Origin of the sequence: Nonomuraea mangrovi (genome assembly GCF_042681425.1) — a bacterium.
GTDB classification, from domain to species: Bacteria; Actinomycetota; Actinomycetes; order Streptosporangiales; family Streptosporangiaceae; genus Nonomuraea; species Nonomuraea mangrovi.
The window spans coordinates 879,440-903,265 of record NZ_JBHUFV010000061.1 but is presented as its reverse complement, the minus strand read 5'-3'; the positions used below and the strand labels follow the sequence as shown (position 1 = coordinate 903,265).

Genomic DNA, 23,826 nt, shown 5'->3' with positions numbered 1-23,826 from the left:
ATCCAAACAGCCGCATAGGCTACGCCCATAAGACGGCTGTCCGGAATCACCGTGGCCCCTCAGGACATCCGTCCAGCACTGTCCACGTGCATTCACGGCCGATGTGCAGCTCCATCGCCAGTATCGCCACCGGCACTACGCCCATGAACAGCAGCGGAATCCCAAGGTGAGGGCCGTCGTCCGGGTCGATCTCGCCGGGTGGGCCCGCCTCGAAGATCGTCACAGGTCCCCACGATAGGAACCTCATACGCGGGCATTCCTCATGTGATGCGGCGAAATTGCACTCGTCGCGCTCGTTGTAGGTCGTCGACGGTTCGATCAACGGGCGCCGTCCGCCGGGTCGGAGCGGTGCGGGCGATCGCCGTGGCGACGGTGTGAATGCTCGGCTGAGTTTGCGGTTGAGCCGGTTGTGCGGTGAGGCCCGAGGGTGCCGTATGGGGTCATGCCGGCGAAGGCGGCCTCAGGGCGGAACCGAATCGGCGGCCATGAGTGCCGTTGGTCAAGGGCGTGTGGTTGCTCGCTGGTTGCTCGTGCGCATGCGGTACGGGGCGTCAGGCATCGTCACAGCCCGGCACGTCGGCAGGGGCAATCACGGTCAGAGCGACAGAATGCGGCACGGCGCAGCATCAGACGGCATTGATCAAGGCTACTCATAATCCGTGGGTCGTGGGTTCAAGTCCCACCCGCCCTACTCAGATTGACCAGGAATCCAGCCGCTGAGCTGGGGTTTCTGCCTCGTACGGTGTACATCACACATGCAGCCGAAGGCCGCCACAAGCAGCCGTATGCCATCGCTCGCGGAACATACGCGGAATGGATCGCGGCATGTTCCCGCAGCTCGGGATGCGCGTCCTGGGCCAGTCGCGGCGGATTCCGGATGCATGACGAAGGACCCCGGGGGAGTGCCCGGGGTCCATCTGTCGAGTGTTGTCATGCGGCGAGCGCATCGAGGATGCGTTGGTTTGCGATCTCACGCTGTCCGTCGATGCACTTGGCGTAGACGCGCAACAGGACGTCCACGCCGTGCCCGGCTCGTTCTGCGGCTTCCGGTGCGTGCACCCCCGCGTTGAGCCAGAGGGAGACGGCCGCGTGCCGCAGGTCGTACGGCCTGCCCGCCAGAGGTGCGACGACCTGATGGGAGTGAAGGCGTAGGTCCGCGCCTCTTGCCAGACCTTGGACACGGCCGACCGGCGAAGGGACGACCCGTGCCCGTACGGAACAGACCCGCTGAGGACTCATCGTGGGTGACTGTAGGTAGTCAGTCATGTCAGGTGCACTGACTCGGTGCGACCGGGGGCCTGAGCAAGTGGTCGCCGCCGACGAGTCGGTGTCGCGGGTAGTGGTCGACGAGGCGTCGGCGTGCGCCTCCGGTTGTAATGGGAATGGGCTCAGCTCGTAGGGATACGCAGGGATGAGCGGTGGGCCCAGGTGGCCCAGCGCCAGAGCCACTCGATGGGGCCCTGGCGGTAGCGGCGCAGCCAGAGGGTGGACGACAGCCACTGGACCGCCAGGATGGCTCCCGCGGTCCAGTACGCCGCCGTCAAGGACTGGCCGATCGGCAGGCCGAGGATGTGACCGGCCGCCAGAACGAGGAGTGTGGCGGTCAGATAATTGGTCAGTGCCATCCGGCCCAGTGGCGCGAAGACGAACTGCAGCGCCGGTCGCAGCGGCGTTCTGAGCAGGACCAGCATGCCGCACACGTACACACCGACGAGCAGTAGATCAGCAAGACTGGACGTGGAAGGCAGGTACGTCGTGGCCCCTACGGCCCGCATGCTGGCCTGCACCCACAGGGCGGAGGCCAGTCCCGCCGCGAAGACCAGGCCCAGCAGGAGCGGCCCTCGGGTGGACCGCTCGATCTGCTTGATCACTCCGTAGCGGACCAGTGCTGAGCCCAGCAGGAACAGCCCTGCGATCAGCAGGGGCCCGCCCCCGCTGAAGATCAGCGCCGCCGGGATGAACGCGGCGGCGAGGCCGGCCATGGCCCACCGGGGCAGCCAGGTCGAGGGCAGCAGCACCAGTATGCCGACGACGGCGTAGTTGGTCAGGATCTCGCCCGGCCATAGCAGCATGTGCACGAGGCCGATCGCGAGCAGCGCCCCAAGCCGGCGCAGCAGGGCCAGGCGTGGGCGGGGGACGCGGCTCGCGGCGGAGTCCAGCAGCAGCGCGAACCCGATGCCGAACAGCAGGGAGAAGATCGGCATTCCGAGCCAGGGGTCCCAGTCGCCCATGGGCTGCGCCACGACGGCGGAGCTGCCGGTGGCCATGAGCTGGATGTTGGCGAACAGGATCTCGCACAGCGCGAACCCGCGCAGGACGTCGAGCGCGGCGATACGCGATCGGCCGGGTGAGGTCATCGCGGAGCCTCTCCTGCCGCCCACCTCGGCGCGGGTGCAGGGGACGCCGGGAGCGCCGGCCATATCTCCGTCGTTCAGTCCCGAAGCGTGATCTTTTAAGGGCATGGCGCCCCATTCTTCGGATGCGGCCCGGTGCGGACATCGACCACAAGTCGGGGCTCGCGGTCTCCCGACCGTACTTTCAGCCGATTCAGCGCCCAGATAACCGGAGCATCCAGCGCCCGCTTCCGCTTGATCACGGCGGAGCGGGCGCTGTCATTTCGCCTCCCAGTGGCCCGAGACCGCACGGCCGTCTGCTTCCGCGGGCCGCTCACTGATCATCACCTCGGAGGTGACATGGCCGCTGGCCCGCTGCCGGGAGCGAGCCTGTGGGACCCGCAGGGCTCGCCCGGTCCGCAGGCAGGCGACCAGCTCACGCTTGAGCGCTCCGCGCCCCTGGACGTAGAGCGCCTGGTAGATCGCCTCGTGAGAGATCCGCATCGATTCATCATCGGGGAAGTCCGCCTGGAGCCGGTGAGAGATCTGCTCCGGACTCCACGACTTGGCCCAGCGGCGGTCCTGCCGTCGCGGCTTGTTGCGTCCCTTCCACGGCGACATACCCGGCCCTGCCGCCGACCGCCCGTCCGGCCGCTGGATCTCCCCGGCCAGCCGCGCCTGCACATAGGCGCGCAGCCGCTCGTTGGTCACCAGCTTGGCCGTCTTCGGTCGCCGTGCCGCCAGCTCCGCCTTCCAGTGCGCGATCGACGCTCGATACTCCTACTGCCCGCCACGGGTGGCCGCGCTGGGCCGCAGTTCCCGGCAGATGGTCGACGGCGACCGGCCCAGCCGACGCGCGATCTCGCGAACCCCCGCGCCTCGGGCCTTGAACAGCGCGATGTCCTCACGTTCCGCGAACGACAGGTACCGGTCGGAGGGCGGACTGAGTTGGATCAAGGGCATGCTGCCACTGTTACGAAACCACCTCGATCCGACCGGGCCCGACACGCGTCACGCGATGGCCGCATCCTCGCTGGTCGGCCCCTCGGCGATCTTTCCCCAGAACGCCCTTTCCACATCCCGGCGGATCGGAGGCCGTCCCGGCGAACGCATCGCCGGACGTCCTGTGATCGCTGTGACCCAACCCGCCGGTCGTCCCATGCCACACCTCCACGATCAAGGTGTTGCGACGACTGGTTGAATCCGCCCTGGCTGCCCTTATCGCTGTGATGGATCACCCCAGCGTCTGGCCGGCGCTGATGGATCGCCATCGCCAGCGCGTCGGTCACCAGCTCGGTGCGCATGTGATCGGCCATCGCCCAGCCCACGATCCGCCTGGAGAACACATCCAGCACCACCGCCAGGTAGACGAAGCCCTGCCAGGTCGGCACGTCGTATGAGCCGGGCCACGCGTTTGCGGCCGACTCTGATGCCGTCGATCTCCCGCAGGTCGGCGTGGATGCGCGGCGCCCCGTAGATCTCGTCCGAGGCCTGGTGATGGTCACGGATCTTGGCGGTCAGCTCGGCGTCGCGGCGCGCTCGGGCCGACGGGCCGCGCGGTCGACGAGCGGCCCAGGCGTAGTAGCCCTGGCGCGACACACCCAGCACCCGGGCCAGCAGGGAGACCTCGTGGTGGTCCTTCTCCGCGTGGATCAGCCGGAACTTCATCTCGGCAGATCCGTCTCCCGGATGCTCCTATGTCGTCAAGTCCGGGGCCAGACAGCTCTGGTCGGTGCTGTTAGTCGTGTCGATGGCTTTGAGGGTGCGGTAGACGACGTCGGAGATGCGGCGGCGCAGCAGCCGGATTGCCTCGGTGCGGGTCTTACCGTCGGTTTGGAGCCGCTCGATGTAGTCCTTGCCTGGCCCGATGCCGCGGGCTTGGGTGACGGCGATCATGTGGAGAGCGCAGTTCATGCGCCGGTTGCCGCCGCGGTTGAGGCGAACTCGGCTGCTGTTGCCCGACCAGACGGGGATTGGTGCGGTACCGGTGAAGCGGGCAAAGGCGGCCTTGGACCGGAAGCGGTCCACTCCGGCGGTCTCACCGATGATGGTGGCGGCACCCAGAACTCCGCACCCGGCGATGTCCAGCAACTGCGGGGCCATGGCCTGCACCAGCTGCTTCAGCTGCTTCTCCAACTGGTTGATGCGCACCGTCAGTTCACGGCAGCGGCTGAGCAACTCCCGAGCGATCTGGGCAACGACTCCGGACATGCCGGCCAGATGCTGCTCCACCTGATCCTGGACGCAGCGGCGGCGCAACCCTCTGGAGGGGATCTGCAGCTCGGGATCGAGCTCGTGCAGGTGCCAGCGCATCTTGCTGCACACGCGGGTCCGTTGAGTGACCAGGTCGTCGCGGTAGTCGGCCAGCAGCTTCGCCTCTCGTGACGGGCCATCCAGGCGAGCGACGGGCAGGTCGGGCTCGCGCAGCGCGACGCGAGCAACGGCCAAGGCGTCGATCGGATCAGATTTGCCCCGCTCACGACCGGCCCGGCGCTGTCCGGCCATCAGCTGGGTGGTGACCCGGACCACCTGATAGCCGGTGGTAAGCAGGTCGGCCTCCAGGCGCCGGGTGACGTGCCGGCAGTCCTCGATCGCGAACTTCACCTGCGGCCAGCGTGTGGCCCAGGTCGCGGCTTCCATGTTGCCGTCGGGGGTCGCCCGAATAGTGCGCTCGCCCAGCTTGCGGCCGACCTCATCGACGGCGACCAGGGTGTGGGTGCGCTTGTGGGCATCGACGCCAATGACGATCAACAGTGCCTCCTGAGGCCCGTCTGACAAGGGGGATCGGGTCCAGCCAGTCGGTGGGCACGCCTAAATCGAGCTGATCGCAAGCACCTATCAAGCCACGCCGGACGGCTGGACCCCGACGGGCCGCACATCACGACAAGCCACCGGCACGGCCGGGGCAGCAAAGAAAAGAGCGAACCCGTCGGGATACACCCAGGGTATTCACGCGAAGAAAGCCGCGGCCTTGCGCAAGATCTCCTTCTCCTCACGCAGGACCTTCACCTCTCGTCGCAACCGGGCAAGCTCATCCTTCTCAGCACCGGTCAGGCCGTCCTGGCGGCGGCCATCATCCAGGTCGGCCTGGCGCACCCAGACACGGATCGACTGCGCGGACGGCTGGAACTCCTTGGCCAGCTCCTCCGGCGACCGTCCCGCGCGCACCAGCTCCACCAGCTGCCGGCGAAACTCCGGCGGATAGTTGTTCGGCACAGCCGAATCCTTCTTCCGGGAACCAGGGTTCCCCAGAGACCAGGTGTCCACCAAACCGGGTCAACTCCAAAGCCGATTTATGTCTTGTATACAGATCGTCAACGCGCTCATTAGGCGGCCACCCCAGATTTACGGCATGCAGATCGACATCAGATTCCCTGGATCATTCGCCGTCGCCCGCTGCCATCTCGCCGGCGGTGAGACCATTCGCGTCGAATCCGGCGCCATGCTCATGACGAGCAAGGGCGTCGAGCTCGAAGCCAAAGTCGAAGGCGGCCTCCTGCGCGGCCTGGCACGCTCCGCCTTCGGCGGCGAGTCGCTGTTCGTCACCCGCTACATCGCGCCGCCCGGCGGCGGCTGGGTCGATGTGGCCCACCACCTACCCGGCGACACCATGGCCGTCCCCGTCCGGTCCGACGTCGCCCTCATGCTGACCCGAGGGTCCTGGCTCGCCTCGGCCGACCAGGTCGAGATCAAGACCAAGTGGGGTGGCATGTCCAACCTGATCGGCGGCGAGGGCGGCTTCCTGATCCGCGCCGAGGGCTCGGGGCAGGTGATCCTCGGCTGCTACGGAGGGCTTCAGGCCGTCGAACTGGCCCCTGGAGAGTCGGTGATCGTTGACTCCGGGCACGTCGTGGCCTATGAGGAGACGGTGCGGAGCGATCTGCGCCGCGCCGTCGAGGGCAAGACGATTCAGTCGCTCAAGTCGGGCGAGGGGCTGGTCTTCGAGTTCACCGGGCCCGGATGCGTCTACACCCAGACCAGGAATCCCACCGAGCTGACCAACTGGCTGACGGCCATGCTGCCGTTCAGACGCGACTGAGCAGGCTGGCGGGGCCGCACTGGGAAGACGTCACCGACGTTATCCGTTACAGCCGACTGTTTGATCATTTCCATGTCGAGTATCCGTTCTCGATCGGTGCGGTGCCCGCTCATGGTGATGAGCTCGTTGCGTGCGTGCGTGCGTGCGTGCGTGCCAGGCCATAAGGGCGACGTCGGCCTCCGTCCGGTGGCCGACGAACGCCGGGTTCCCTGGGCGGGAAGCGTTGTGTCTGATCGCCTCGCGCAGCCACCGGGCGAACGCTGCGGTCATCTCCCGTACGTCGGCGGCCAGCGGCGGCACCTCGTAGACGATGCCGCGTTCGTTACACGCTCGGCACTCGCCGATGTGCGGCCAGCCGGTCTCCTCGGCTGTGCACCTGCCGAAAATGTCATTCAGCCAGGTCATGGCCTTGCTGGAGATCGCCTGACGCGCGTGATCCCAGCCGCTCGGAGTGCGGCATGATGATCGTCCGTGCTCTTTCGCCTGGCCCGACCCCGCCTCTGGAGATGTGGCGGCTGGGCGTGTGCGTTCTCAACCGGATCACCTCGGCCGACGGCTCGCGCCGCGCACGTCCTCCTCCTCGTGGAGTACGTCAGCCAACGGCTCTTGGGATCCTGATCCCAGACCGAGTTCGATCGCCTGGATGAGGATTCATTGCGATCGCGTACCTACATTCATGACGTGATGGTCGAGGAAACCCACGGCGGCCGGGCGAAGCCCGGTCGAGGGCGACGATGGTGGTGGGTGCTGCGCAGGATCACCGGCTGGTGTACTGCCCTGGTCGCGTTGACGGCTGGTGCGGGATTCGGCTATGAGTCAGTCGCCGGGCAGCACGACGGGGAACGCTTCCCCGCGCCTGGGAGGTTGGTGCGCGTGGGCGCCCAGCAGCTCCACCTGAACTGCTCTGGAACCGGCAGTCCCACAGTCGTGCTGGAGGCGGGACTGGCCGAGTCCAGCGCGAGTTGGGAGGTGATCCAGCGCGAGCTTTCCGGCGGCCACCGTGTATGTGCCTATGACCGGGCGGGATACGCCTGGAGCCAGGACGGCCCGCCGCCGCGTACGGCGGCGCAGGCGGCCGGGGAATTGCACGCCCTCCTCACCGCAGCCGGAGAAGCTGGGCCGTATGTCCTGGCCGGGCACTCCTACGGGGGCAGTATTGTACGGGTCTTCGCCGATCGCCAGCCGGATCTGACCGCCGGTCTCGTGCTGATCGACGTCACCGATGAGAACGCCGTCCAAGCCCTGCATATGTCCCGACCACTGCTCGCCGCGCAGTTCACCGTCAATGGGCTCCTGGCACGGGTGGGGCTGCTGCGACTGTTCAGCGATGCCCTGGTGCCCTCCGATGCCACCACCGCGGCTCGCGCCCAGGCACTTGTCGTCTACGGTTCCAGGAGCATGGAGGCCGCACGGGCCGAGGCTTGGGCTGCCTTGGACAGTGCCGCCCAGGTCCGAGGGACGGTCCGACCGGGAGCGTGGGGCAACCTGCCGGTGGTGGTCATCATCCCCGCGTACCAGCCCGCGGTCGCCGTTGAGCAAGCCAGGCGCCTTGCCGCGCTGTCCAGTCGCGGCAAGTTCCTGATCGCCGCGACCAGCGAGCACTACGTGCAGCACGCCCAGCCCGGCCTCGTCATCGATGCCGTCCGCGCCGTCATCGCCGATGGCACGCGGTCCAGATCGCGGTAGGCACGCCCCCGGCGCAATGGGATCGGTGCGGTGCTCGGGGTCGTGCAGGTAGCAGGCGCAGTCGGTCTCCTGCCCGTCGCACACCTCTCCGGTGGGGTCGATGACGCGGTGCGTGGGGGGCTCGGCGCACGTGGCGATGTCGCGGCTGTAGCCCCGCTGCGGCCGCGCCCCGGCGCACGGCAGCGGGTGGTGCCCCGGTCGCCAAGTGGCGGCAGGCCGGGTCGCCCCTTCGGTCAGTGCCCGGCCATGTGTCAGAGTGCAACATGCGCAAGTACGTCATCATGGGCGTCCAGGGCAGCGGCAAGGGAACCCAGAGCACTCTGCTCGCCCGCGACCTCGATCTGGCACACATCAGCGTCGGCGACATCTTCCGATGGCACGTACAAAGCCACACCAAGCTCGGGGCTCAGACCCGGCGCGTGATGGCCGCCGGGGAACTCGTCGGCGACGACCTGGTGGAGAAGGTCGTGCGTGACCGGCTGGAACAGCACGACTGGAACTACGGGTTCATCATCGACGGTTTCCCGCGCAACCGCCGCCAGGCCGAGTTCTTCCTGGAGAGCTACGACATCGACGGCGTCGTGCACCTCGAGCTGCCCGAGGAGGAGGTACGGCGGCGCGTCCTGGCCCGCCGCCTGTGTGCCCGCTGCGGCATGGACTACAACCTCATCGCCCATCGCCCCAAGGAGAGCGATCGGTGCGACGTGTGCGGCGGCGAGCTCGTTCCCCGGGAGGACGACACACCCGAGGCGCTCGCCAGCCGGTTGCGCGACTACCACGACAAGACGAACCCAGTCCTGGACCTGTTCCGCCGCAAGGAGTACGTCGTCACCGTCGACGCCAGGCCCGAGAAAGTCTCGGTGCAGCGCGAGATCCGCGCGCGTCTGGGGCTTCCGCCGTACGAGCCGTGATCACGCGCCCGCACACCTGGCTGGCCTGTTCGGCCACGGCGGCGCCGCCCGCTCCGCCCATCCGCTCTCCCACACGATCGGCTGGGCCGACCCGCGGGCCGCCACCACAGGCTGGCCCGCATAAGAATCCTCGACCTCAACGTACGCCGACGAGATCGGCTCGGCGGCGTCCTCCCCGCATACTCACACGCCGCCTGAACTGCATGGATGGAATTTGCGGCAGGCGCAGAGTGCTATTGGGCCTTCACCACGAACGCCCGCCACGCGCTGTACGGCCCTCAGGAGTGGTCGTCCCGCCTCGCTGACCCGGGTCGAGGGGGCGGGTCTTCGGCCTCGGGTAGTAGCGCATGACCTCCGGGCCGCCCAGGAGGGCCGCCATGTCGTCGAGGTCGCCCGCGGTCGGCTCGCGGAAGCGGAGTCACGGGGTCGGTGGGGGCAGGTGGTTCACCGTGGGCCTTTCGCCGGGGCGCGGTACGAGGGTCGCAGACGGCGACGGCGACGGTGGTGTCGCTCTGGCCGTAGTAGGCGAGCCATCGCCCCTCGAAGTGCACCAGGCCCTCGACGAAGGTGACGTTCGCGACGAGGCCGTGGGTGTCCTCGTAGGTCGTCGGCCGCAACCACGGTTCCGGGGTGCGGGCCACGACGGTCGCCGGGTCGGCGAGGGAGACGGCGATCTGGCCGCATCGGTAGTCGACGTCCTTCGGCGACGAGGCGGTCGCGCCGTTGGTCAGGAAGACCAGCAGGCCGTCGGGAGTGGGCACCGGGGGAGCGCCGATCTCGACGAGGGTGGCGTCCCATTGGCCGGGGGTGGGGGCGTGCATGGGGTGCTCGTCGTCCGCGACCGGGGTCCAGCGCAGCAGGTCGGTGGAGGTGGCCGCGTGGACGGTGCCCTCGCCGAACCACATCCAGTACCGGCCGCCGATCGGCTCGTCGTGGATCACGCCAGCCTTGCTCCACGGCTGGTCAGGGCCGTACGGCAGGGTCTTCCAGGTGTTGAAGCCGGGGAAGAGCGGTCCGTGCTTGGTCCAGGAACGCAGGTCGGGCGAGGTGGCCAGGCACAGCTGCGCGCGCGTCCCGTCGAACCCGGTGTACGTCAGGTAGTACGTGCCTCCCACCAGCGCGACGCGCGGGTCCTCGCAGCCGGCCCGCTCGTAGTCGTGCTCGGGCACGAGTACCGGGTCGTCCTCGCGGTCGAACCGGACGCCGTCCTCGCTCCAGGCGAGCCCGATCCGGGAGACGCGGTCGGCGGCGTGCGCGCGGTAGAGCAGCGCGACCCGGTCGCCGACGACGATCGCGGCCGGGTTGTAGACGTTCGCCGACTCCCAGCCGTCGCCGCGCGGGCGCAGGACCGGGTTGGCGGGGTGCGGCTCGAACGGGCCGAGCGGGAAGGAGGCGGTCATGAGGGCGTCCCGGGGTCGAGGATGGCGTCGGCGAGGAGGGCCTGGGTGATCTTCTGCAGCGGCGGCGCCGCGTAGGACAGGAGCTGGATCATGCCGATGTAGAGAAGGTCGTGTTCCGGATCGGCCCAGAACCAGGTGCCGGCCGCGCCGTCCCACTGGTACGTGCCGCGCCCGACCGGAGAGCCGGCGAGCGCCGGGTCGTGGAACACCGCGCCGTTGTAGCCGTAGCCGTAGCCGAAGCCCGGCCGCAGGTCCATGTGGCCGACGTGGAAGCCGTGTTCCAGCAGGGGTTCGGGCAGCTGGTTGCTCATCTGGGCGGTCACGGACTCGGCGCTGACGATGCGGCGGCCGTGCCATTCGCCCCGGTCGAGCAGCAGTTGAGCGAACCGCGCGTAGTCGCCGATCGTCGAGACCAGCCCCATCCCGCCCATCGCGGCGGCGGGCGGGGCACTCCAGTCGCGGGGCGGGTGGACGGGGTCGGCCAGAATCGGCGCGCCGCGGTCGTCGAAGCCGGTGGCGACGCGGAGGTTCCGGAGCTCGGGCAGGTGGTCGGCGACGGCGTCGTCCGGACGCCACAGGCCGCGGTCGGCGAGGATGCCCATGGTCAGGCCTGTGACAGGTTTCGTCATCGAGAAGATGCGGAAGATCGTGTCGGTGCGCATCGGGGTGTCACGCGCCCTCCCCGGGCGTCCGCGTCGGCGCGAGCGAGCCCAGCCACGCCAGCGACGGCTTCGGCAGCCGGGCGAAGGTGGCGCGGTCCACGGCGACCAGGCCGAACGTCGGCCCCCAGTGCCCCCACTCCCAGTTGTCCAGCAGGCTCCAGTGGAAGTAGCCGCGGACGTCGGCGCCATCGTCCATCGCGGCGCGCAGCGACTCCAGCGCGCCCGTCGTGTACACGATCCTGCGGGTGTCGTCGGCGGTCGCGACCCCGTTCTCCGTGACGACGATCGGCACGTCGGGCAGCACGCGGGCCACCCGGCGCACCGCACCGCCCAGCGCGGCCGGGGTGAACTCCCAGCCGGTCTGCGTGCGCTCGGTCGCCCTGTTCCCGGCCACCGAGCCGTCCGCGAGCACCCGTGCGCCGGTGTACGTCTGCACGCCGACGAAGTCGTCCCCGGCGCTCGCGCGCAGGAACATCTGGTCGCGCGGCTCGGCGTACGCCTCCAGCGCCGCCTCGGCGCCCGGCTCGGCCTGGTAGTCCTGGACGGAGACGCCCCAGCCGACCCGCAGGCCGGGATGGTTCGCGCGCAGCCGGGCGACCGTGGCCCGGTGGACCGCGATCATGGCCTCGGCGGTGGCCTCGTCCGGTACGGGCAGGCCGCGGGCCAGCCCGCCGGAGGCGGCCAGCTTCGGGAAGACGGCGACGATGTTGGGCTCGTTGATCGTCTCCACGTACGCGACGCCGGCGTCGAGGACGGGGGCGAGCGCGTCGACGTACCGCAGGAACCGGTCGGAGGCGTCGGGGCGCAGCCAGCCGCCGCCGGCGGCGAACCACAACGGCAGCGTGAAGTGGTGCAGCGTCGCCATCGGCCGCAGCCCGCGCGCCACCGCGCCCTCCACCACGCGCCGATAGTGCGCGACGGCCGCCGGCGACACGTGGCCGTCGGCGGGCTCGATCCGGGACCACTCGACGCCGAACCGGTAGTCGGTGAACCCGGCCCCGGCGGCGAGGTCGAGGTCCTCCGGCCAGCGGTGGTAACTGTCCACGGCGTCGCCGCAGCGCTCGGCGACGTCCGTGCCGGGCCGGTTCTCGCGGTGCCACCAGTCGCTGGCGACGTTGCCGCCCTCGGTCTGGTGCGCGCCGGTCGCGACACCCCACAGGAAGCCGGACGGGAAACGGGTCATCGAACACTCCTGATTCCGAGGACGACGGCGGACGCTGCCACCGCCAGGACGAGGGCGGCCACGAAGACCGCCAGATAGCCGACCGCCCCGGCGAGCGCGCCGCCCACGACGGGCGCGACGACGCCGGGCAGGGTCGAGCCGATGCTCAGCACCCCGAGGTCGCGGGCGGCGGTCTCGCGATCGGGCAGCACCGCGACCATCAGCGCCTGATCGACCGACAGGTACGCTCCCAGCGTCACCCCCACGATCGCGAAGAGGACCAGGCCGGTGGCCAGGCTGGGCGCGGCGAGAAGCGGGACGAGACCGGCCGCCAGCAGCACCGGCGCGCCCCCGACCACGGGCTTCAGCCGCCCCAGCCGGTCGCTCAGCACGCCCGCGACGACCACCGAGACGGCCGACAGCGCGCCCACGAGCAACGTCGCGAGGCCGACGACCCTGCCCGCCTCCTCGATGGGCAGCCGCAGGTAGTCGGTGAGCAGGTAGAGCTGGAACACAGTGATCATCAGGATCGCCAGGATGAACAGGAACCGCCCGGCGAAGGCGAGCCAGAAGTCGCGGGACGCGGGCGGCAGCAGGTCACGCACGATCCGGCCGCCCGGGGGCCGCGGCTCGTCCCGGTTGTCCCGGCCGGGCACGGCGAGCGCGACCACGACCGCGGCCACCACCATGATCCACGGTACGACGATCAGCCCGCGTACGGGCGAGGTCACCAGCGCGCCGGCCACGATCCCGCCCGCGGTCTGCCCGAGCAGGAAGCCGAACCCGGCGAACGACGACGCCCGGCCCACCGCCCCGGCCGGCACGTGGTCGGGGATCAGCGCCGACAGCGCGGCCGTCCAGGCGCCGACGCCGAGCTGGAACACCGCGTTGCAGACCCCGATCAGCACGAGGTCGGTGGTGAGCCCGGCCGCGGCCAGGGCCGCCGCCGAGAGCAGGGCGGACCCGAGCAGCCAGGGCGAGCGCCGGCCCAGGCGGCTGCGCGTGCGGTCGGACAGCAACCCGCCGAGCACGGTGCCGATCGCGCTGGTCACCGCCCCCGCCACCGAGTACGCGGTGAAGACCGCCACCTTGTGCTCCGGCGCGGCGGTGGCCAGCAACGCGGCGAGCAGGGTGCCGCTCGCCGCGCCCGGCAGCGCCCAGGCGAACTGGCCGAGCAGCAGGAACGGCCCGAGTCTGCCGAGCGGCACCTCGGCACGGGCAACGGTACGGGTCTCGGCCATCGGCGATCTCCTAGCGCGGGGGGCGTGCCGACACGCTAGCACCAAAACCCAGTGATACTGTGTTTTTGATGGCTAGTACTGTCGGGTCCATGGCCCAGACCACTCGCCGCGGCCCGTACGCCAAGGGGATCGCCAAGCGGCAGCAGATCCTGAAGGAGGCGCTCGCCGCCTACGCCGACAGCGACAGCGCCGGGCCTTCCCTGCGGGCGATCGCGCAACGTGCCGGGCTGAGCGAGCGTGGCCTGCTGCACTACTTCCCGGCCCGCGACGAGCTGTTCGTGGCGATCCTCGCCGAGCGCGACGCCGCCGACCGGGCCACCTTCGACCCCGACGGGCCCGTCGACGACCTCGCCGCGGTGACCGCCCACACCGCCAAGACGCCGGGCCTGGTCCGGCTGTTCCTGGAGATGACCGCGGCCGCCCCCGACCCCGGCCACGCGGCCCACCGGTTCTTCACCCGCCGTTACCGCGAGCTGCGCGACCTCCTCACCCGCAAGTTCCGGCGCTCGGCCGAGACGCGGCCCGGCGCGCCCGCGCCGCGGGTCGATCCCGCGTTCGCGGCGCGCATCCTGATCGCCGCCTCCGACGGCCTCCAGGCCCAGTGGCTGCTCGACCCCGACGTCGACCTGGAGGGTGACCTCGACCGCCTGGCCCAGCTCCTCCAGGCGGCGACGGCCGCCGCCGCCCGGTAGGTCCCGCCATGCGACGTGGAGCACCGCGTCGCAGCGCCGCGGCAGGTCGCCGTCGAGCGGGAAGTACCCCTGCTCGGGGATCGTGTCGGTGCGGGTCCGCGGCCATGATCGCGCCGACGCTGAGGAACTCGACGTCCATGTCGCCATGCCCATCGAGACGGGACGCCGCTGGAGGGTGCAGGTTGTGCGCGAACACCAGGGTCGGGCCGCGGTGCCGCCCGACGCCGCGGATCGCCGGCAGGTTCTCGGCCATCAGCGTGTCGCGCACGCCGCCCAGCAGTGACCAGCGCGCGGCGGGCGTACGCCGCTCGGCGGCCTGCGCGTGGTAACGCAGCAGGCCGATCGAGGCCCTGCCGTGCGTCTCGGCGTGCCGCCAGGCGACCGGCGAGGAGGCCGCCGCCAGGCCCGGCGCCTGGGCGTGCAGGACCGTCACCAGGTCGTCGGCGATCGTCCGCAACGTGCTCGCCTTCAGCGAGCCGCCGACGGGCTTCCCCGGGCCCATGACCGCGGCCATGGCACTCCAGCGCTCGTACGCGGTGATCTTCCGCGACGCCCTGGACATCGCCGAGATCGTGCGCCAGCTCCAGGAGGAGGGCCACGTCGTCGGCCCCGAGGACCTGGCCCACATCTCGCCCTACCTGACCGAGCACATCCGGCGCTTCGGCGAGTACTCCACCCGCAAACTCGGCCTTGAGCCCGAGGCGTACAACCCGCACCTGGACGTCGACTTCAGCCCGCTGCGCGGCGACGGCCCCGGCGTCATGCACACGCACGCGCACGTGGATCGGCGAGTGTGAGGCCGGTGCCGGCGGCCGCCGCGGGTATCGGCGGGCAGATTCGCGACCAGCTCCGCCAGCGCGTCCGCCGTGAGATGGGCCGATTCCTCGGTGCGAGGCCGACGGCCCCGGGAAGGGTGGCCACGGGTCGCCGTCCGGCGCTGAATCGCCGGCCCTGGCTGCGCCGTCGTATCCGTTCTGGATGTGGGCCCGCCGGGGGCGGTGCCCTGTGTGCGGATCAGCGGGCGATCGAGATCGCGAAGGGCGCGAATCCGCTGGACCGAATCACGTGTGGTACGAACAGTATCGCGGCCTCCGTGGCGCGGGCGGTCTGGATCCCGCCGAGATCAGTGATCCACTCCTTGCGCCAGCCGAGGTCGATGAGCAGTTCACGGACGGTCTGCTTGGCCTGCGGGTCCTCGCCGGAGATGAAGGCGTCGGGCGCCTGGGTGAGCGTGGCTGGCGCGGTCATCACCGGGAAGAGCATGGTGTTGAGTGTCTTGACGACGCGCGTTTCGGGGAGCGCTTCCTGGAGTTGCTCGGCGAGGCTTGAGCCGGGGTAGATCAGGTCGGCGGGCAGTCCGTCCGGTCCGTCGACGGTGGCGTTGGAGACGTCGACGAGGATCTTGTCGTGCAGTTCCTCGCGCAGGGCGACGAGCCGGTCCAGCGAGCCGGCGCCCGGGGTGGCGTTGATGACGATCTGGGCTGTCCGGGCAGCGTCGGCGGCGGCGCCCGGCGCGCGGTCCGCCACGGTCACCTCATGCCCTGCCCGGGTGAGGGCTGTGGCCAGGATGCCGCCGACGCGGCCGTTTCCGAGAACTGCGATCGTGGTCATGATGATCTGGTCCTTCCGTGCGTGCAGATTGTGGTGCGCGGTCAGCGTGAGAGCGTGGCGACGGCCTCGGCGTGGACGCCGGGCGCGGCCACCAGGAAGCTCTCGCTCTGCGGGGTCCAGGGGCGGCCCTCGGCGTCGGAGATCTGTCCGCCGGCCTCGGTGACGAGCAGCGCGCCGGGCAGCAGGTCCGCGCGGGCGCCGGCGAACTGCCAGAAGGCGTCGATCCGGCCGGCGGCCACGTTCAGCAGGTGCAGGGTCGCGGGCACGGCGGTGCGGACGACGAGCGCGTCGAAGAGCATCGCGGTGATCGAGGAGCCGACGCGCCGCACGACCTTCTCGTCCTCGTCCGGCCGGGCCTGGCTGGTGGCCACGATGCTCAGGCCGAGGTCCGCGGTCTGGGAGACGCGCAGCGGCCGGCCGTCGAGGTAGGCGCCCGCGCCGGTGAGCGCGGTGTAGGTCTCGCCGGTCAACGGCAGGTGGACCGCGGTGAGCACCGGCTGGTTCTCACGCACGAGGGTGGCGGTCACCGCCCACTCCGGCAGGGCGTGCAGGTGGTTGACGTTGCCTTCGGCCGGATCCACGACCCACCATTCGCCGGGCGGCAGCGCCCCGCCGTCCAGCTCGTCCTCCACCCAGCCGGCGTCAGGGCGCAGGCTCGTGAGGCGGGGGCGCAGGATCTCGAGGGCCGTGTCGTCGTTGGCGGCGAGCGCGCGCATCAGCTCTTCGCGGGTCTGGTAGCGGACTACCTCGCCGAAGCGCTCGCGCAGCGCCGAACCGGCCGCGCGCACGGCGATCGCGGTCTGGCCGAGCAGGTCGGCGTCGGAGGCGGCGATGTCAGTGGTCTGAAGCGTTTCGGACATGGTGGTACTCCCGTGTGAGGAGGGGTGATGAGGCTGTTCGGGCCAAGCTGTGCGTTCCGTCTTGCGCTCTCGTCTCGAAGGTATAGAGCCCCTTAATTAACTTCAAATGCATGTCAAGCACGACTAGGATTACTCACATGCAATTGGATTTGAATCTGCTCGCCGCGCTCGACGCGCTGCTGGAGGAGGGAAGTGTGGCCGGGGCGGCCGCGCGCCTGCACGTCACCGCCCCCGCGATGAGCCGGAGCCTGGGCCGAATCCGGCGCACGACCGGGGATCAGATCCTGGTGCGCACCGGCCGCACGATGACCCCGACGCCGTATGCGATCGCCGTCCGGGAACAGGTGCACGAGCTGTTGCACCAGGTCCAGGGGGTGCTGGCACCGAGCCGCGAACTCGATCTGGCAACGTTGGAGCGCACTTTCACACTCCGCTGGCACGATTCCCTGGTCGCCTTGAGCGGCCCCGCACTGCTCGCGGCCGTGCGCGGACAGGCGCCGGGCGTGCGATTGCGCTTCGTCGCGGAATCGAGCATCGACACCCCCGAGTTGCGGCGCGGCGAGGTCGACCTGGAGGCGAACGCCAACCGCCCGAGCGCACCGGACATCCGTGCCGAGAACGTGGGCGAGACCCGCCTCGTCATCGTCGTGAGGCAGGGGCACCCCCTCACCCGCGTCAGGACCGTCACCGCAGAGCAGTACGCCGCCGCTGAGCACGTCACCGTCTCGCGACGTGGAAACCTCAGCAATGCCCTCGACGACGCCCTCGCGCGGCTCGGCCTCACCCGCCGCGTGGTGGCGACCGCGCCCACGGAAACGGCCGCGCTGGAGTTCGCGCGCGGCTCCGATCTCCTGATCAGCGTTCCCGAAGCCACCACGCGGTCAGCGGTCGCCGACCTCGGCCTGGTCGTGCTCCCCCTCCCGCTCGAACTACCGTCGGCACCGATATACCTGTCGTGGCATCAGCGCTACGACACCGACCACGCCCACGCCTGGCTGCGCGGGCTGGCGCGAACCGCGCTGGCCATGTGTGGAGCGTCGTAGTCGGCGCCGTCCGGCCGCTACACCCATTCGCCCACGCGACCACCTTGATGCCGCACGGCCGGCCGCTGTGCGGACCCTGTCCGGTGCCAGAACTGGCAACGAGGTTCTGACCTGGACTTCCAGGCTCGACTCTCGTGCTGTTTCGACTTCTGTATCTGCTGGTGGTCAGGATGTTCGGCTGGCCGGTGCTGCTCGCTCGGGGCTCCGCTTTCAAAGAAGTGGAGATCTTGGTGTTGCGGCATGAGGTCGCGGTGCTCGTCGCCAGGTCGCCCGGCCCAGGCCGGACTGGGCCGATCGGGCGCTCCTGACCGCGCTGGCCAGGCTGCTACCCGCTCGCCTCCGGCTGCATCGCATCGTGACGCCCGGCACACTGCTCGCCTGGCACCGCCGGCTGGTCAAGAAGAAGTGGACCTACCCCGCCAAGCAGGGCCGGCCGTCAACCGCCGAGGAGATCCGCGATCTGATCGTGCGCTATGGCCCAACTCTCGGGTCATGCCAGGTCGCGGACTGATCGTCGTGCAATCAGACAGGGCGACGAGTCAATCATGGGCACCCAGGACCGGTCTTCCGCGCAGTTCAGCGCCCCCGCCGTGATCGGTGCAGTTCCCAAGCTGACGGCGCAATGAACCACGAGGGAAGTTGTCGGCCCTCCCTGCCATGATCACTGCGATATGGACCGTACGGAAGGCACATGGATGAGCAGCGCGACGGCGGCGACCTACGCATGGCTCTACCGGGAGTTCACCGACGATGCCGATGACACGTGGCTCTACGCCAGCTTCATACGGGACCTGTCCCCTGAAGACGCCCTGCAACGGATCGACATCGCGCCGGGTCCTCTGGGCGAGTCCGGATTCGGCGTCTCAGCCATCGGAGCCGACGGCGGAACCGTGCTGATCGAATGCGGCTGGGCAGGCATCGTTTACGACAAGGCCAACCTGCTGTCCGTGGGCACAGTCGCGGCTTCGGTGTTCGCGACCACGACGGATGATGGTTTCACCTACTGCGTCGACGGCCAAGTGGTGACCACGTTCGACCTGTACTCCTATCTCTACCGGAGGGGTTCCGACCCCGACCGGCTTGAGTCGGGGGTCAAGGCCCTCGGCATGGACGTCGACGGCGAGCTGCCCGAGTTCCCCGACGATGCCGTCTCCCGGGCTCTCGCCCTTGCCGAACGGGCCACGGGTGTCCACCTGTCCCCCGCCCGCTACGCCGGCCCCGCCCTGCTCGGCCCCACCGAACACCTTGATCCTTACCGGTGACGACCCGCGCTCTTTTGGCGCCCCAAGCTGTACCCATGCGGGGAGGCGCGGCGCAATGCCGGAGATCATTCCAGCGAGCGGCACCCACTGGTAGCGCGTCAGCGAACTCGGGAAGTCGCTTCAGGTACTCGACCGGACTGATGACACCGTCGATAGCATCTCCACCGGGCAGGGTCATCGACGCGTTGAGATCGACGTACTTCATGCGTCGGTCGCATCCAGAGGCGTACGAGTGCGACCCCTGCGGAACACATGCGGAATGATCTTCACCGCGTCACCATGCCATAGCTCATAGCCGCAGGCCGCCGCATTACGAAGCCATCAACGACCGATCCATAATCCGTGAGTCGTGGGTTCAAGTCCCACCCGCCCTGCTCTTCCACGCCGTGCTTGACCTGTGGTTTCACGATTCTCCAGACTCTCTACGCGAGTTGTTGATCATGTTTGGTCGCTCGCTGGTTGCTCGCGTGTGCGGATCGTGTACGTCGGTAGATCGTTAGACAGGCACTGTCAACTACTCGGACCCCCGCGACGATCATCCGAAGGCCACGCCAGAGCGCTGCTCAAGGCCACGACATCAGTGGCACCCATGCGATCACTCAAGCGTTCTCCAAGCTGCACGGGAGCGCCGTAGACATGGGCGGTCTCGAACGGTACCCGGTCGCGCAGCTGGTTCAGCGGCAGCTCCTTGCGCGGCCGCCGGGTGCAGATCATCGCCAGGGCCCTGGCGACGTCGGTGGCCGCGGCTGGGCGGGGCGGCGTCTTGGGCGCCTTGACGGTGTCGATTCGGCCCATCGGGTCAGCCTGCGGGCGAGCGTGGCCGACGACGTGTCCTCAAGACGACGCTGGGGTCCGCCCCCGGCTTGGCCACCAGGGTTGTAGCGACGCCGGCCCGGCAGGCCGCTGATCACTCCGGTTGAAGGTCGGCCAGGTCGACGAACTCTCTGGCCGCGAGCACCGTCTCGTGCATCTTCCTCGCGTAGGTACGGAGGTCAGTGGGTGAGCGGTAGGTCCCGATCATGGTGGAGACCGTCACCTTTTCGCCGGGGCGCCACTGTGGGCCGAGCACATCGGTCTGAACTTCCGCGCTCCACTGATGTTCTACTCCGTCACACTTGATGGCAGGGGCAGGTTGTGCCGTCTGGGACGTGATCCTGTCTATCCCCACCGTGCCTTGAAAGACCTGCACCTTCAGCTCCATCGTGGCGGGCCCGAAGGTGCAGGTGACGGTGCCGCGAACAACGACTTCATCGGCGGCCCTTCCGACTTGCGCGCTGGTGACAGTGATCGTGGCGGGCGGCGCTGTAGCGGCCGAGGCCGTCCCGGGTACCGCGGTCAGGCCCGTGACGGCGGTCAGGACCAGCAGGGGACGAGTGAGCATGGGTTACTCCTGGTGTGAAGGGAGAAGGCGGCGGACGCGTTTACGCCCACCGTTCTGCCCCCGACACCAAGGACCCAAATCACTAAATGTAAGACTTACTTTACCTTGCGTAACTATTGATCGGCGGCTTCTCGATCAATCGTTCATCCACCTGTCTGTTCTGCTGTCGAGGAGGAAGGGCGCGAGAGTTCGATGCGCCGCCGCATCGCATCGACGTGCACGATCTGCACGGTCACCGAATCGCCCACTGCCACCCGGCCGACGGCCCGCTCGGTATTGAGGGGCAGCTCCTCGAACCGTGGTCGGTGCCTTCGACTCCCACGACGCTTTGTTGCAGCTCGAGCAGTGGGTCGGCGGCCGTCGACCAACTCGGTGTACGGGTGGCGAGCCGGCGATCGGGCCGCCCCCAGCGCCCGGGGGCCGGGGGGCGGGTCAGGTCAACAGGCGCAGGGGCCGGCCGGTGTGCACCGGGATGCCGTGGGCGGGTGCAACGGCGGCTACGAGGCGGCTTCCAGCGGTAGGTCGTTGCCGCGCCAGGTGGCTGCCAACTCCTGCACCGGCAGGTTGAGTGCCTCGCAGAGGCAGACGATCGTGCCGAATCCGGGGGACGGCAGTCGTCCGGTCTCAATCTTGCGCAGGGTTTCCGGTGAGATGCCGGCCGCGTGTGCGACTTCCGCGAGGTCGCGTCCCGCTCGCGCGTGGCGCAGCAGGGCGCCGAGACGCTTGCCGGCTTCGATCTGCTCAGGTGTGAGCGGTTGGCGGACCATGCCCCCAGGATAGGGCTGGTATTACTATACCGGCAAGTGTTAGGGTCCCGGTATAACTATACCAACCCTGTGACGCGAGGTATTCATGATTGAACTGAAGACGCCTGCGGAGATCCAACGCATGCACGTGGCCGGGCGTTTCGTCGCCGAGGTGCTCTCCGAGGTCGGCCGACTCGCCGACGTGGGCGTCAACCTCCTGAACCTGGAGCGCCACGTGCGCGGCATGATCAAACGGCGCGGGGCAGAGTCGTGCTACTGGGACTACGCGCCGTCCTTCGGACGTGGCCCGTTCCGCAACGTCATCTGCCTGTCGGTCAACGACGCCGTCCTGCACGGCCTACCGCACGACTACACGCTGCGTGACGGCGACGTACTCAGCGCGGACCTCGCGGTCAGCGTCGACGGCTGGGTGGCCGACTCGGCACGCACGGTCGTCGTCGGCACTGCTGCCGAGGAGGACCTGCGGATCATCCGCGCCACCGAGGAAGCGTTGGAGGCGGCGATCGAGGTGGCACGTCCTGGCAACCGCCTGGGTGACATCTCGGCGGCCATCTGGGCGGTAGCCCACGACTACGGTTACCCGGTCAACACCGAGTTCGGCGGCCACGGCATTGGCCGTACCATGCACGAGGGCCCCCACGTTTCGAACAAGGGCCGGGCGGGGCGCGGCCTTACGCTCCGGCCGGGCCTGACCCTCGCGCTCGAACCCTGGTTCGCCCGCACGACCGACCGGATCGTCTACGACGCCGACGGCTGGACCATCCGGTCGGCGGACGGCTCGCGCACAGCCCACTCCGAACACACGGTAGCCATCACCGAGGACGCCCCCTTGGTGCTCACCCGGCGTGAACCGGAGAACCCGGCAACGCGGGCTGATTCCGCCAGTCGGCCATCCACAAAGGACGCCTAGATCGCCCTGTTCAACCGATGCCGGCCCGATCGAACGGTGCTCGCAGTCAGCGCCGAGATGCCGGTGTCTTCGGGTGTGCGTCGGCGGTCCAGGCCGGACCGCCGACGCAGCGGCCGTGACGTGGCGCTTTACGCTCCTGCCAGCCTGTACCGCCAACCGCTGTTCCTGGGTTCCTCGGTGGGATCTCGCGGTCATGGCGAGGCCGGCGCTGCCGCGCCGGACTTCAGAGCCGCCTGCACGATGCGGAGTGCTTCGGCCGCGTCGATGCCGACGCTGGCGATCACGGCGGCGTAGTCGGCGGCGGCCTGGCGGGCCCGCTCCCGGCCCTCCTCGCCGGCGGCCGACACGAACGAGCCCGCCCGCCCGCGCGTCTCGATCAGCCCCGCCTCCTCCAGCTCCCGGTAGGCCCGGCCGACCGTGTTGACGGCCAGGCCGAGGTCGGCCGCGAGGTGGCGGATGGTCGGCAGCCGGGCGCCCACGGCCAGCGTGCGGTCCTGGATCTGCCGGGCGAGCTGGGCCCGCAGCTGCTCGAACGGCGGCACCGGCGAGGCCGCGTCGATGACGATCATCGGGCGCTCATGGCCCGCCGAGCCACCGTCGCGCACGACGGCGTCTTGGCATGGAGTGCGACGCACGCGGCCAGGCTCAGGATCAGGTAGGCGACCGCGGCGGCATTCCACCAGCCGGGCGCGGTGCCGAACAGCACCACCGGCAGCGACCACTGCACGTTCGGCGTGGTGAGCTCGCGGGCGTCTTCGACGCGCATGATGACGTCGGCGGTCAGCGACTCCGCGTCCTCCGCCACGACCGGGAAGCTGAGCAGGTGGCGCAGCTGCATGGCGGTGATGGCCGTCGCGCCGAGCAGGCCGATCAGCACGACGACGGCCAACTGCCGCACGGTGGGCTCGGGAACGGCCAGGGCGCTTGCGGCCAGCACCATCGCGCTGGCGAACGTGGCGACGGCGAAAATGGCGTACGGCCGGCCGAGCACGGTCCGCCAGCCGGGCTGGATCGGATGGGCGGCCCGGCGCGACAGCGTCGCGCCCGCCCGCTGGTCGACGCGTCGCACCCACCGGTCGAGCAGGGACTGTGCCAGCAGTAGCCCGGCCACCGACGCGGCCAGGGCCAGCAGCGGCAGCGGGCGATGCGGCTGGAGGCCGCCGAAAGCGGAAGTGGCGGCGAGGGCGCTCACGATGATCAGCGCGGCCAGGATGACGTAAGTGGCCAGGCGGGCGCGTCTCCGGACCGCCAGTCGGCTGGCCAGCAGCGGGGTCGAGCGGGCACCGGCCAGGTCGTGCAGAGCCAGCCACTCGTCCGCCAGTCGCAGATCGGCCTCACGCGCCGGCGGGCCGGCTAACGGTTCACGGGTCATAGCCCCTCCTTTGTCGCAAGCTTTGTAGCAACATGGTGCGTCATACCTTGCGACAAAGTCAACGCCCCGTGGGCTCTCGCCGTCCCGGTGACGCGGGCCTCGGCTCAGCGGCGGCCGTCGCCGTGGACCATCAAGTGGACGGCGGCCGGCGCCGGCCCCTTCCTGGGGTGCGCGCCCGGACGGCCGAGGCCGAGCTCCGCGAGGGAACACTGACCCTGACCTTGGGGAAGGGCCTCGAACCCTCATAGGATTCACAGCCATGACCGCCGGGACCCCTCTCCCGGAGGCTGATCCTGGCTGATGTCCACGCCCATCCTGGGTCTGCCGGATCATCACGATCAGACACACCCGCCTTCGCTCCCTTTCTCGCTCGTCGGCCGCTGTCCAGGCCCGGCGGGTGTCCGGTCGTTGTCCGCATGCGCTGTCCACGGGTGGTGGACACGGCACCGGCCTTCCGAAAGTGATCTCACGCCATCACGGCGCACCACCTCGAC

26 protein-coding genes and 4 pseudogenes are annotated in these 23,826 nt (G+C 69.5%); 10 read left to right on the top strand and 20 right to left on the bottom strand.

Going from position 1 to position 23,826, the window contains the following annotated elements:
- Positions 1-46 precede the first annotated feature (46 nt).
- The 8 genes and pseudogenes from ACFSKW_RS43225 to ACFSKW_RS43190 form a co-directional block, all read right to left on the bottom strand.
- Entirely contained in the window at positions 47-223 is a 177-nt protein-coding gene (locus ACFSKW_RS43225) for a hypothetical protein (RefSeq protein WP_379580234.1), read from the bottom strand.
- A 707-nt stretch (positions 224-930) separates the two neighbouring features.
- On the bottom strand, positions 931-1,239 hold the full coding sequence (locus ACFSKW_RS43220) for a site-specific integrase (RefSeq protein ID WP_379580232.1): 309 nt from the start codon (positions 1,237-1,239) through the stop codon (positions 931-933).
- A gap of 149 nt (positions 1,240-1,388) precedes the next feature.
- Positions 1,389-2,420, bottom strand: coding sequence for a DUF418 domain-containing protein (locus ACFSKW_RS43215; protein WP_379580230.1), 1,032 nt, complete (start codon positions 2,418-2,420; stop codon positions 1,389-1,391).
- 201 nt (positions 2,421-2,621) lie between these two features.
- Positions 2,622-3,494: pseudogene (locus ACFSKW_RS43210) on the bottom strand (transposase); the annotation flags it as partial.
- Between the two features lie 50 nt (positions 3,495-3,544).
- Positions 3,545-3,697: pseudogene (locus ACFSKW_RS43205) on the bottom strand (DDE-type integrase/transposase/recombinase); the annotation flags it as partial.
- Positions 3,698-3,764: 67 nt separating this feature from the next.
- Positions 3,765-4,001, bottom strand: a pseudogene (locus ACFSKW_RS43200) (IS3 family transposase); the annotation flags it as partial.
- Between the two features lie 27 nt (positions 4,002-4,028).
- Positions 4,029-5,084: an IS110 family RNA-guided transposase gene (locus ACFSKW_RS43195; protein ID WP_379580228.1), complete on the bottom strand. Its 1,056-nt coding sequence runs from the start codon at positions 5,082-5,084 to the stop codon at positions 4,029-4,031.
- Positions 5,085-5,282: 198 nt separating this feature from the next.
- Positions 5,283-5,549 carry a transposase gene (locus tag ACFSKW_RS43190; RefSeq protein WP_379580226.1) on the bottom strand — a complete coding sequence of 89 codons (267 nt, stop codon included), beginning with the start codon at positions 5,547-5,549 and terminating at the stop codon, positions 5,283-5,285.
- 136 nt (positions 5,550-5,685) lie between these two features.
- Here ACFSKW_RS43190 and ACFSKW_RS43185 point away from each other — a divergent pair, with 136 nt between their 5' ends.
- The 3 genes from ACFSKW_RS43185 to ACFSKW_RS43175 all read left to right on the top strand — a co-directional run bounded on the left by ACFSKW_RS43185 (position 5,686) and on the right by ACFSKW_RS43175 (position 8,969).
- The gene (locus ACFSKW_RS43185) at positions 5,686-6,372 is read left to right on the top strand and encodes a TIGR00266 family protein (protein WP_379580224.1); all 687 of its coding nucleotides are present in this window, start codon (positions 5,686-5,688) and stop codon (positions 6,370-6,372) included.
- A gap of 744 nt (positions 6,373-7,116) precedes the next feature.
- On the top strand, positions 7,117-8,058 hold the full coding sequence (locus tag ACFSKW_RS43180; RefSeq protein ID WP_379580222.1) for an alpha/beta fold hydrolase: 942 nt from the start codon (positions 7,117-7,119) through the stop codon (positions 8,056-8,058).
- A 263-nt stretch (positions 8,059-8,321) separates the two neighbouring features.
- Positions 8,322-8,969, top strand: coding sequence for an adenylate kinase family protein (locus ACFSKW_RS43175; protein WP_379580220.1), 648 nt, complete (start codon positions 8,322-8,324; stop codon positions 8,967-8,969).
- 278 nt (positions 8,970-9,247) lie between these two features.
- On the opposite strand, the gene ACFSKW_RS43170 is transcribed toward ACFSKW_RS43175, so the two are convergent.
- Genes ACFSKW_RS43170 through ACFSKW_RS43155 form a run of 4 tightly spaced genes read right to left on the bottom strand, consistent with a single transcriptional unit; the run spans position 9,248 to position 13,434 of the window.
- Complete coding sequence (locus tag ACFSKW_RS43170) at positions 9,248-10,369, bottom strand: glycoside hydrolase family 130 protein (protein ID WP_379580218.1); 1,122 nt, start codon at positions 10,367-10,369, stop codon at positions 9,248-9,250.
- On the bottom strand, positions 10,366-10,998 hold the full coding sequence (locus tag ACFSKW_RS43165) for a serine hydrolase (RefSeq protein ID WP_379580216.1): 633 nt from the start codon (positions 10,996-10,998) through the stop codon (positions 10,366-10,368). The genes ACFSKW_RS43170 and ACFSKW_RS43165 overlap by 4 nt, the downstream gene beginning before the upstream one ends.
- Positions 10,999-11,038: 40 nt before the next feature.
- A complete protein-coding gene (locus ACFSKW_RS43160; protein WP_379580214.1) occupies positions 11,039-12,214 on the bottom strand; it encodes a glycoside hydrolase family 1 protein in 1,176 nt (391 codons plus the stop codon).
- Complete coding sequence (locus ACFSKW_RS43155) at positions 12,211-13,434, bottom strand: MFS transporter (protein ID WP_379580212.1); 1,224 nt, start codon at positions 13,432-13,434, stop codon at positions 12,211-12,213. The genes ACFSKW_RS43160 and ACFSKW_RS43155 overlap by 4 nt, the downstream gene beginning before the upstream one ends.
- An 89-nt stretch (positions 13,435-13,523) precedes the next feature.
- On the opposite strand from ACFSKW_RS43155, the gene ACFSKW_RS43150 reads away from it, so the two are divergent.
- Positions 13,524-14,126, top strand: coding sequence for a TetR/AcrR family transcriptional regulator (locus ACFSKW_RS43150; RefSeq protein ID WP_379580210.1), 603 nt, complete (start codon positions 13,524-13,526; stop codon positions 14,124-14,126).
- Positions 14,127-14,289: 163 nt separating this feature from the next.
- Here ACFSKW_RS43150 and ACFSKW_RS43145 read toward each other — a convergent pair.
- A pseudogene (locus tag ACFSKW_RS43145) lies at positions 14,290-14,628 on the bottom strand (erythromycin esterase family protein); the annotation flags it as partial.
- Between ACFSKW_RS43145 and ACFSKW_RS43140 the strand changes: the two are divergent.
- Positions 14,585-14,923 (top strand): Tn3 family transposase, encoded by a 339-nt coding sequence (locus tag ACFSKW_RS43140; RefSeq protein ID WP_379580208.1) that lies wholly within the window; start codon positions 14,585-14,587, stop codon positions 14,921-14,923. The pseudogene ACFSKW_RS43145 and the gene ACFSKW_RS43140 sit on opposite strands and share 44 nt — an antisense overlap.
- Positions 14,924-15,140: 217 nt before the next feature.
- On the opposite strand, the gene ACFSKW_RS43135 is transcribed toward ACFSKW_RS43140, so the two are convergent.
- Together ACFSKW_RS43135 and ACFSKW_RS43130 are read right to left on the bottom strand one after the other, a co-directional pair.
- Entirely contained in the window at positions 15,141-15,737 is a 597-nt protein-coding gene (locus tag ACFSKW_RS43135) for an NADPH-dependent F420 reductase (protein ID WP_379580206.1), read from the bottom strand.
- Between the two features lie 41 nt (positions 15,738-15,778).
- Positions 15,779-16,597 (bottom strand): 3'(2'),5'-bisphosphate nucleotidase CysQ, encoded by an 819-nt coding sequence (locus tag ACFSKW_RS43130; protein WP_379580204.1) that lies wholly within the window; start codon positions 16,595-16,597, stop codon positions 15,779-15,781.
- 110 nt (positions 16,598-16,707) lie between these two features.
- On the opposite strand from ACFSKW_RS43130, the gene ACFSKW_RS43125 reads away from it, so the two are divergent.
- The 4 genes from ACFSKW_RS43125 (at position 16,708) to ACFSKW_RS43110 (ending at position 18,902) form a co-directional block, all read left to right on the top strand.
- On the top strand, positions 16,708-17,640 hold the full coding sequence (locus ACFSKW_RS43125; RefSeq protein WP_379580203.1) for a LysR family transcriptional regulator: 933 nt from the start codon (positions 16,708-16,710) through the stop codon (positions 17,638-17,640).
- 134 nt (positions 17,641-17,774) lie between these two features.
- On the top strand, positions 17,775-17,948 hold the full coding sequence (locus tag ACFSKW_RS43120; protein WP_379580201.1) for a hypothetical protein: 174 nt from the start codon (positions 17,775-17,777) through the stop codon (positions 17,946-17,948).
- 47 nt (positions 17,949-17,995) lie between these two features.
- Complete coding sequence (locus ACFSKW_RS43115) at positions 17,996-18,151, top strand: hypothetical protein (RefSeq protein WP_379580200.1); 156 nt, start codon at positions 17,996-17,998, stop codon at positions 18,149-18,151.
- 184 nt (positions 18,152-18,335) lie between these two features.
- Positions 18,336-18,902, top strand: coding sequence for a DUF6461 domain-containing protein (locus ACFSKW_RS43110; protein WP_379580198.1), 567 nt, complete (start codon positions 18,336-18,338; stop codon positions 18,900-18,902).
- A gap of 510 nt (positions 18,903-19,412) precedes the next feature.
- On the opposite strand, the gene ACFSKW_RS43105 is transcribed toward ACFSKW_RS43110, so the two are convergent.
- From ACFSKW_RS43105 to ACFSKW_RS43095, 3 genes are all read right to left on the bottom strand, one after another.
- Entirely contained in the window at positions 19,413-19,697 is a 285-nt protein-coding gene (locus ACFSKW_RS43105; protein WP_379580196.1) for a hypothetical protein, read from the bottom strand.
- A gap of 112 nt (positions 19,698-19,809) precedes the next feature.
- Positions 19,810-20,283, bottom strand: a complete 474-nt coding sequence (locus ACFSKW_RS43100) for a hypothetical protein (RefSeq protein WP_379580194.1) — start codon at positions 20,281-20,283, stop codon at positions 19,810-19,812.
- Positions 20,284-20,780: 497 nt separating this feature from the next.
- Positions 20,781-21,050 carry a helix-turn-helix domain-containing protein gene (locus ACFSKW_RS43095; protein WP_379580193.1) on the bottom strand — a complete coding sequence of 90 codons (270 nt, stop codon included), beginning with the start codon at positions 21,048-21,050 and terminating at the stop codon, positions 20,781-20,783.
- 85 nt (positions 21,051-21,135) lie between these two features.
- Between ACFSKW_RS43095 and map the strand changes: the two genes are divergently transcribed.
- Entirely contained in the window at positions 21,136-21,960 is an 825-nt protein-coding gene (map, locus tag ACFSKW_RS43090; protein WP_379580191.1) for a type I methionyl aminopeptidase, read from the top strand.
- Positions 21,961-22,151: 191 nt separating this feature from the next.
- On the opposite strand, the gene ACFSKW_RS43085 is transcribed toward map, so the two are convergent.
- The gene (locus ACFSKW_RS43085; RefSeq protein WP_379580189.1) at positions 22,152-22,529 is read right to left on the bottom strand and encodes a GntR family transcriptional regulator; all 378 of its coding nucleotides are present in this window, start codon (positions 22,527-22,529) and stop codon (positions 22,152-22,154) included.
- Entirely contained in the window at positions 22,526-23,332 is an 807-nt protein-coding gene (locus ACFSKW_RS43080; protein WP_379580187.1) for a hypothetical protein, read from the bottom strand. The genes ACFSKW_RS43085 and ACFSKW_RS43080 overlap by 4 nt, the downstream gene beginning before the upstream one ends.
- Positions 23,333-23,826: the final 494 nt, after the last annotated feature.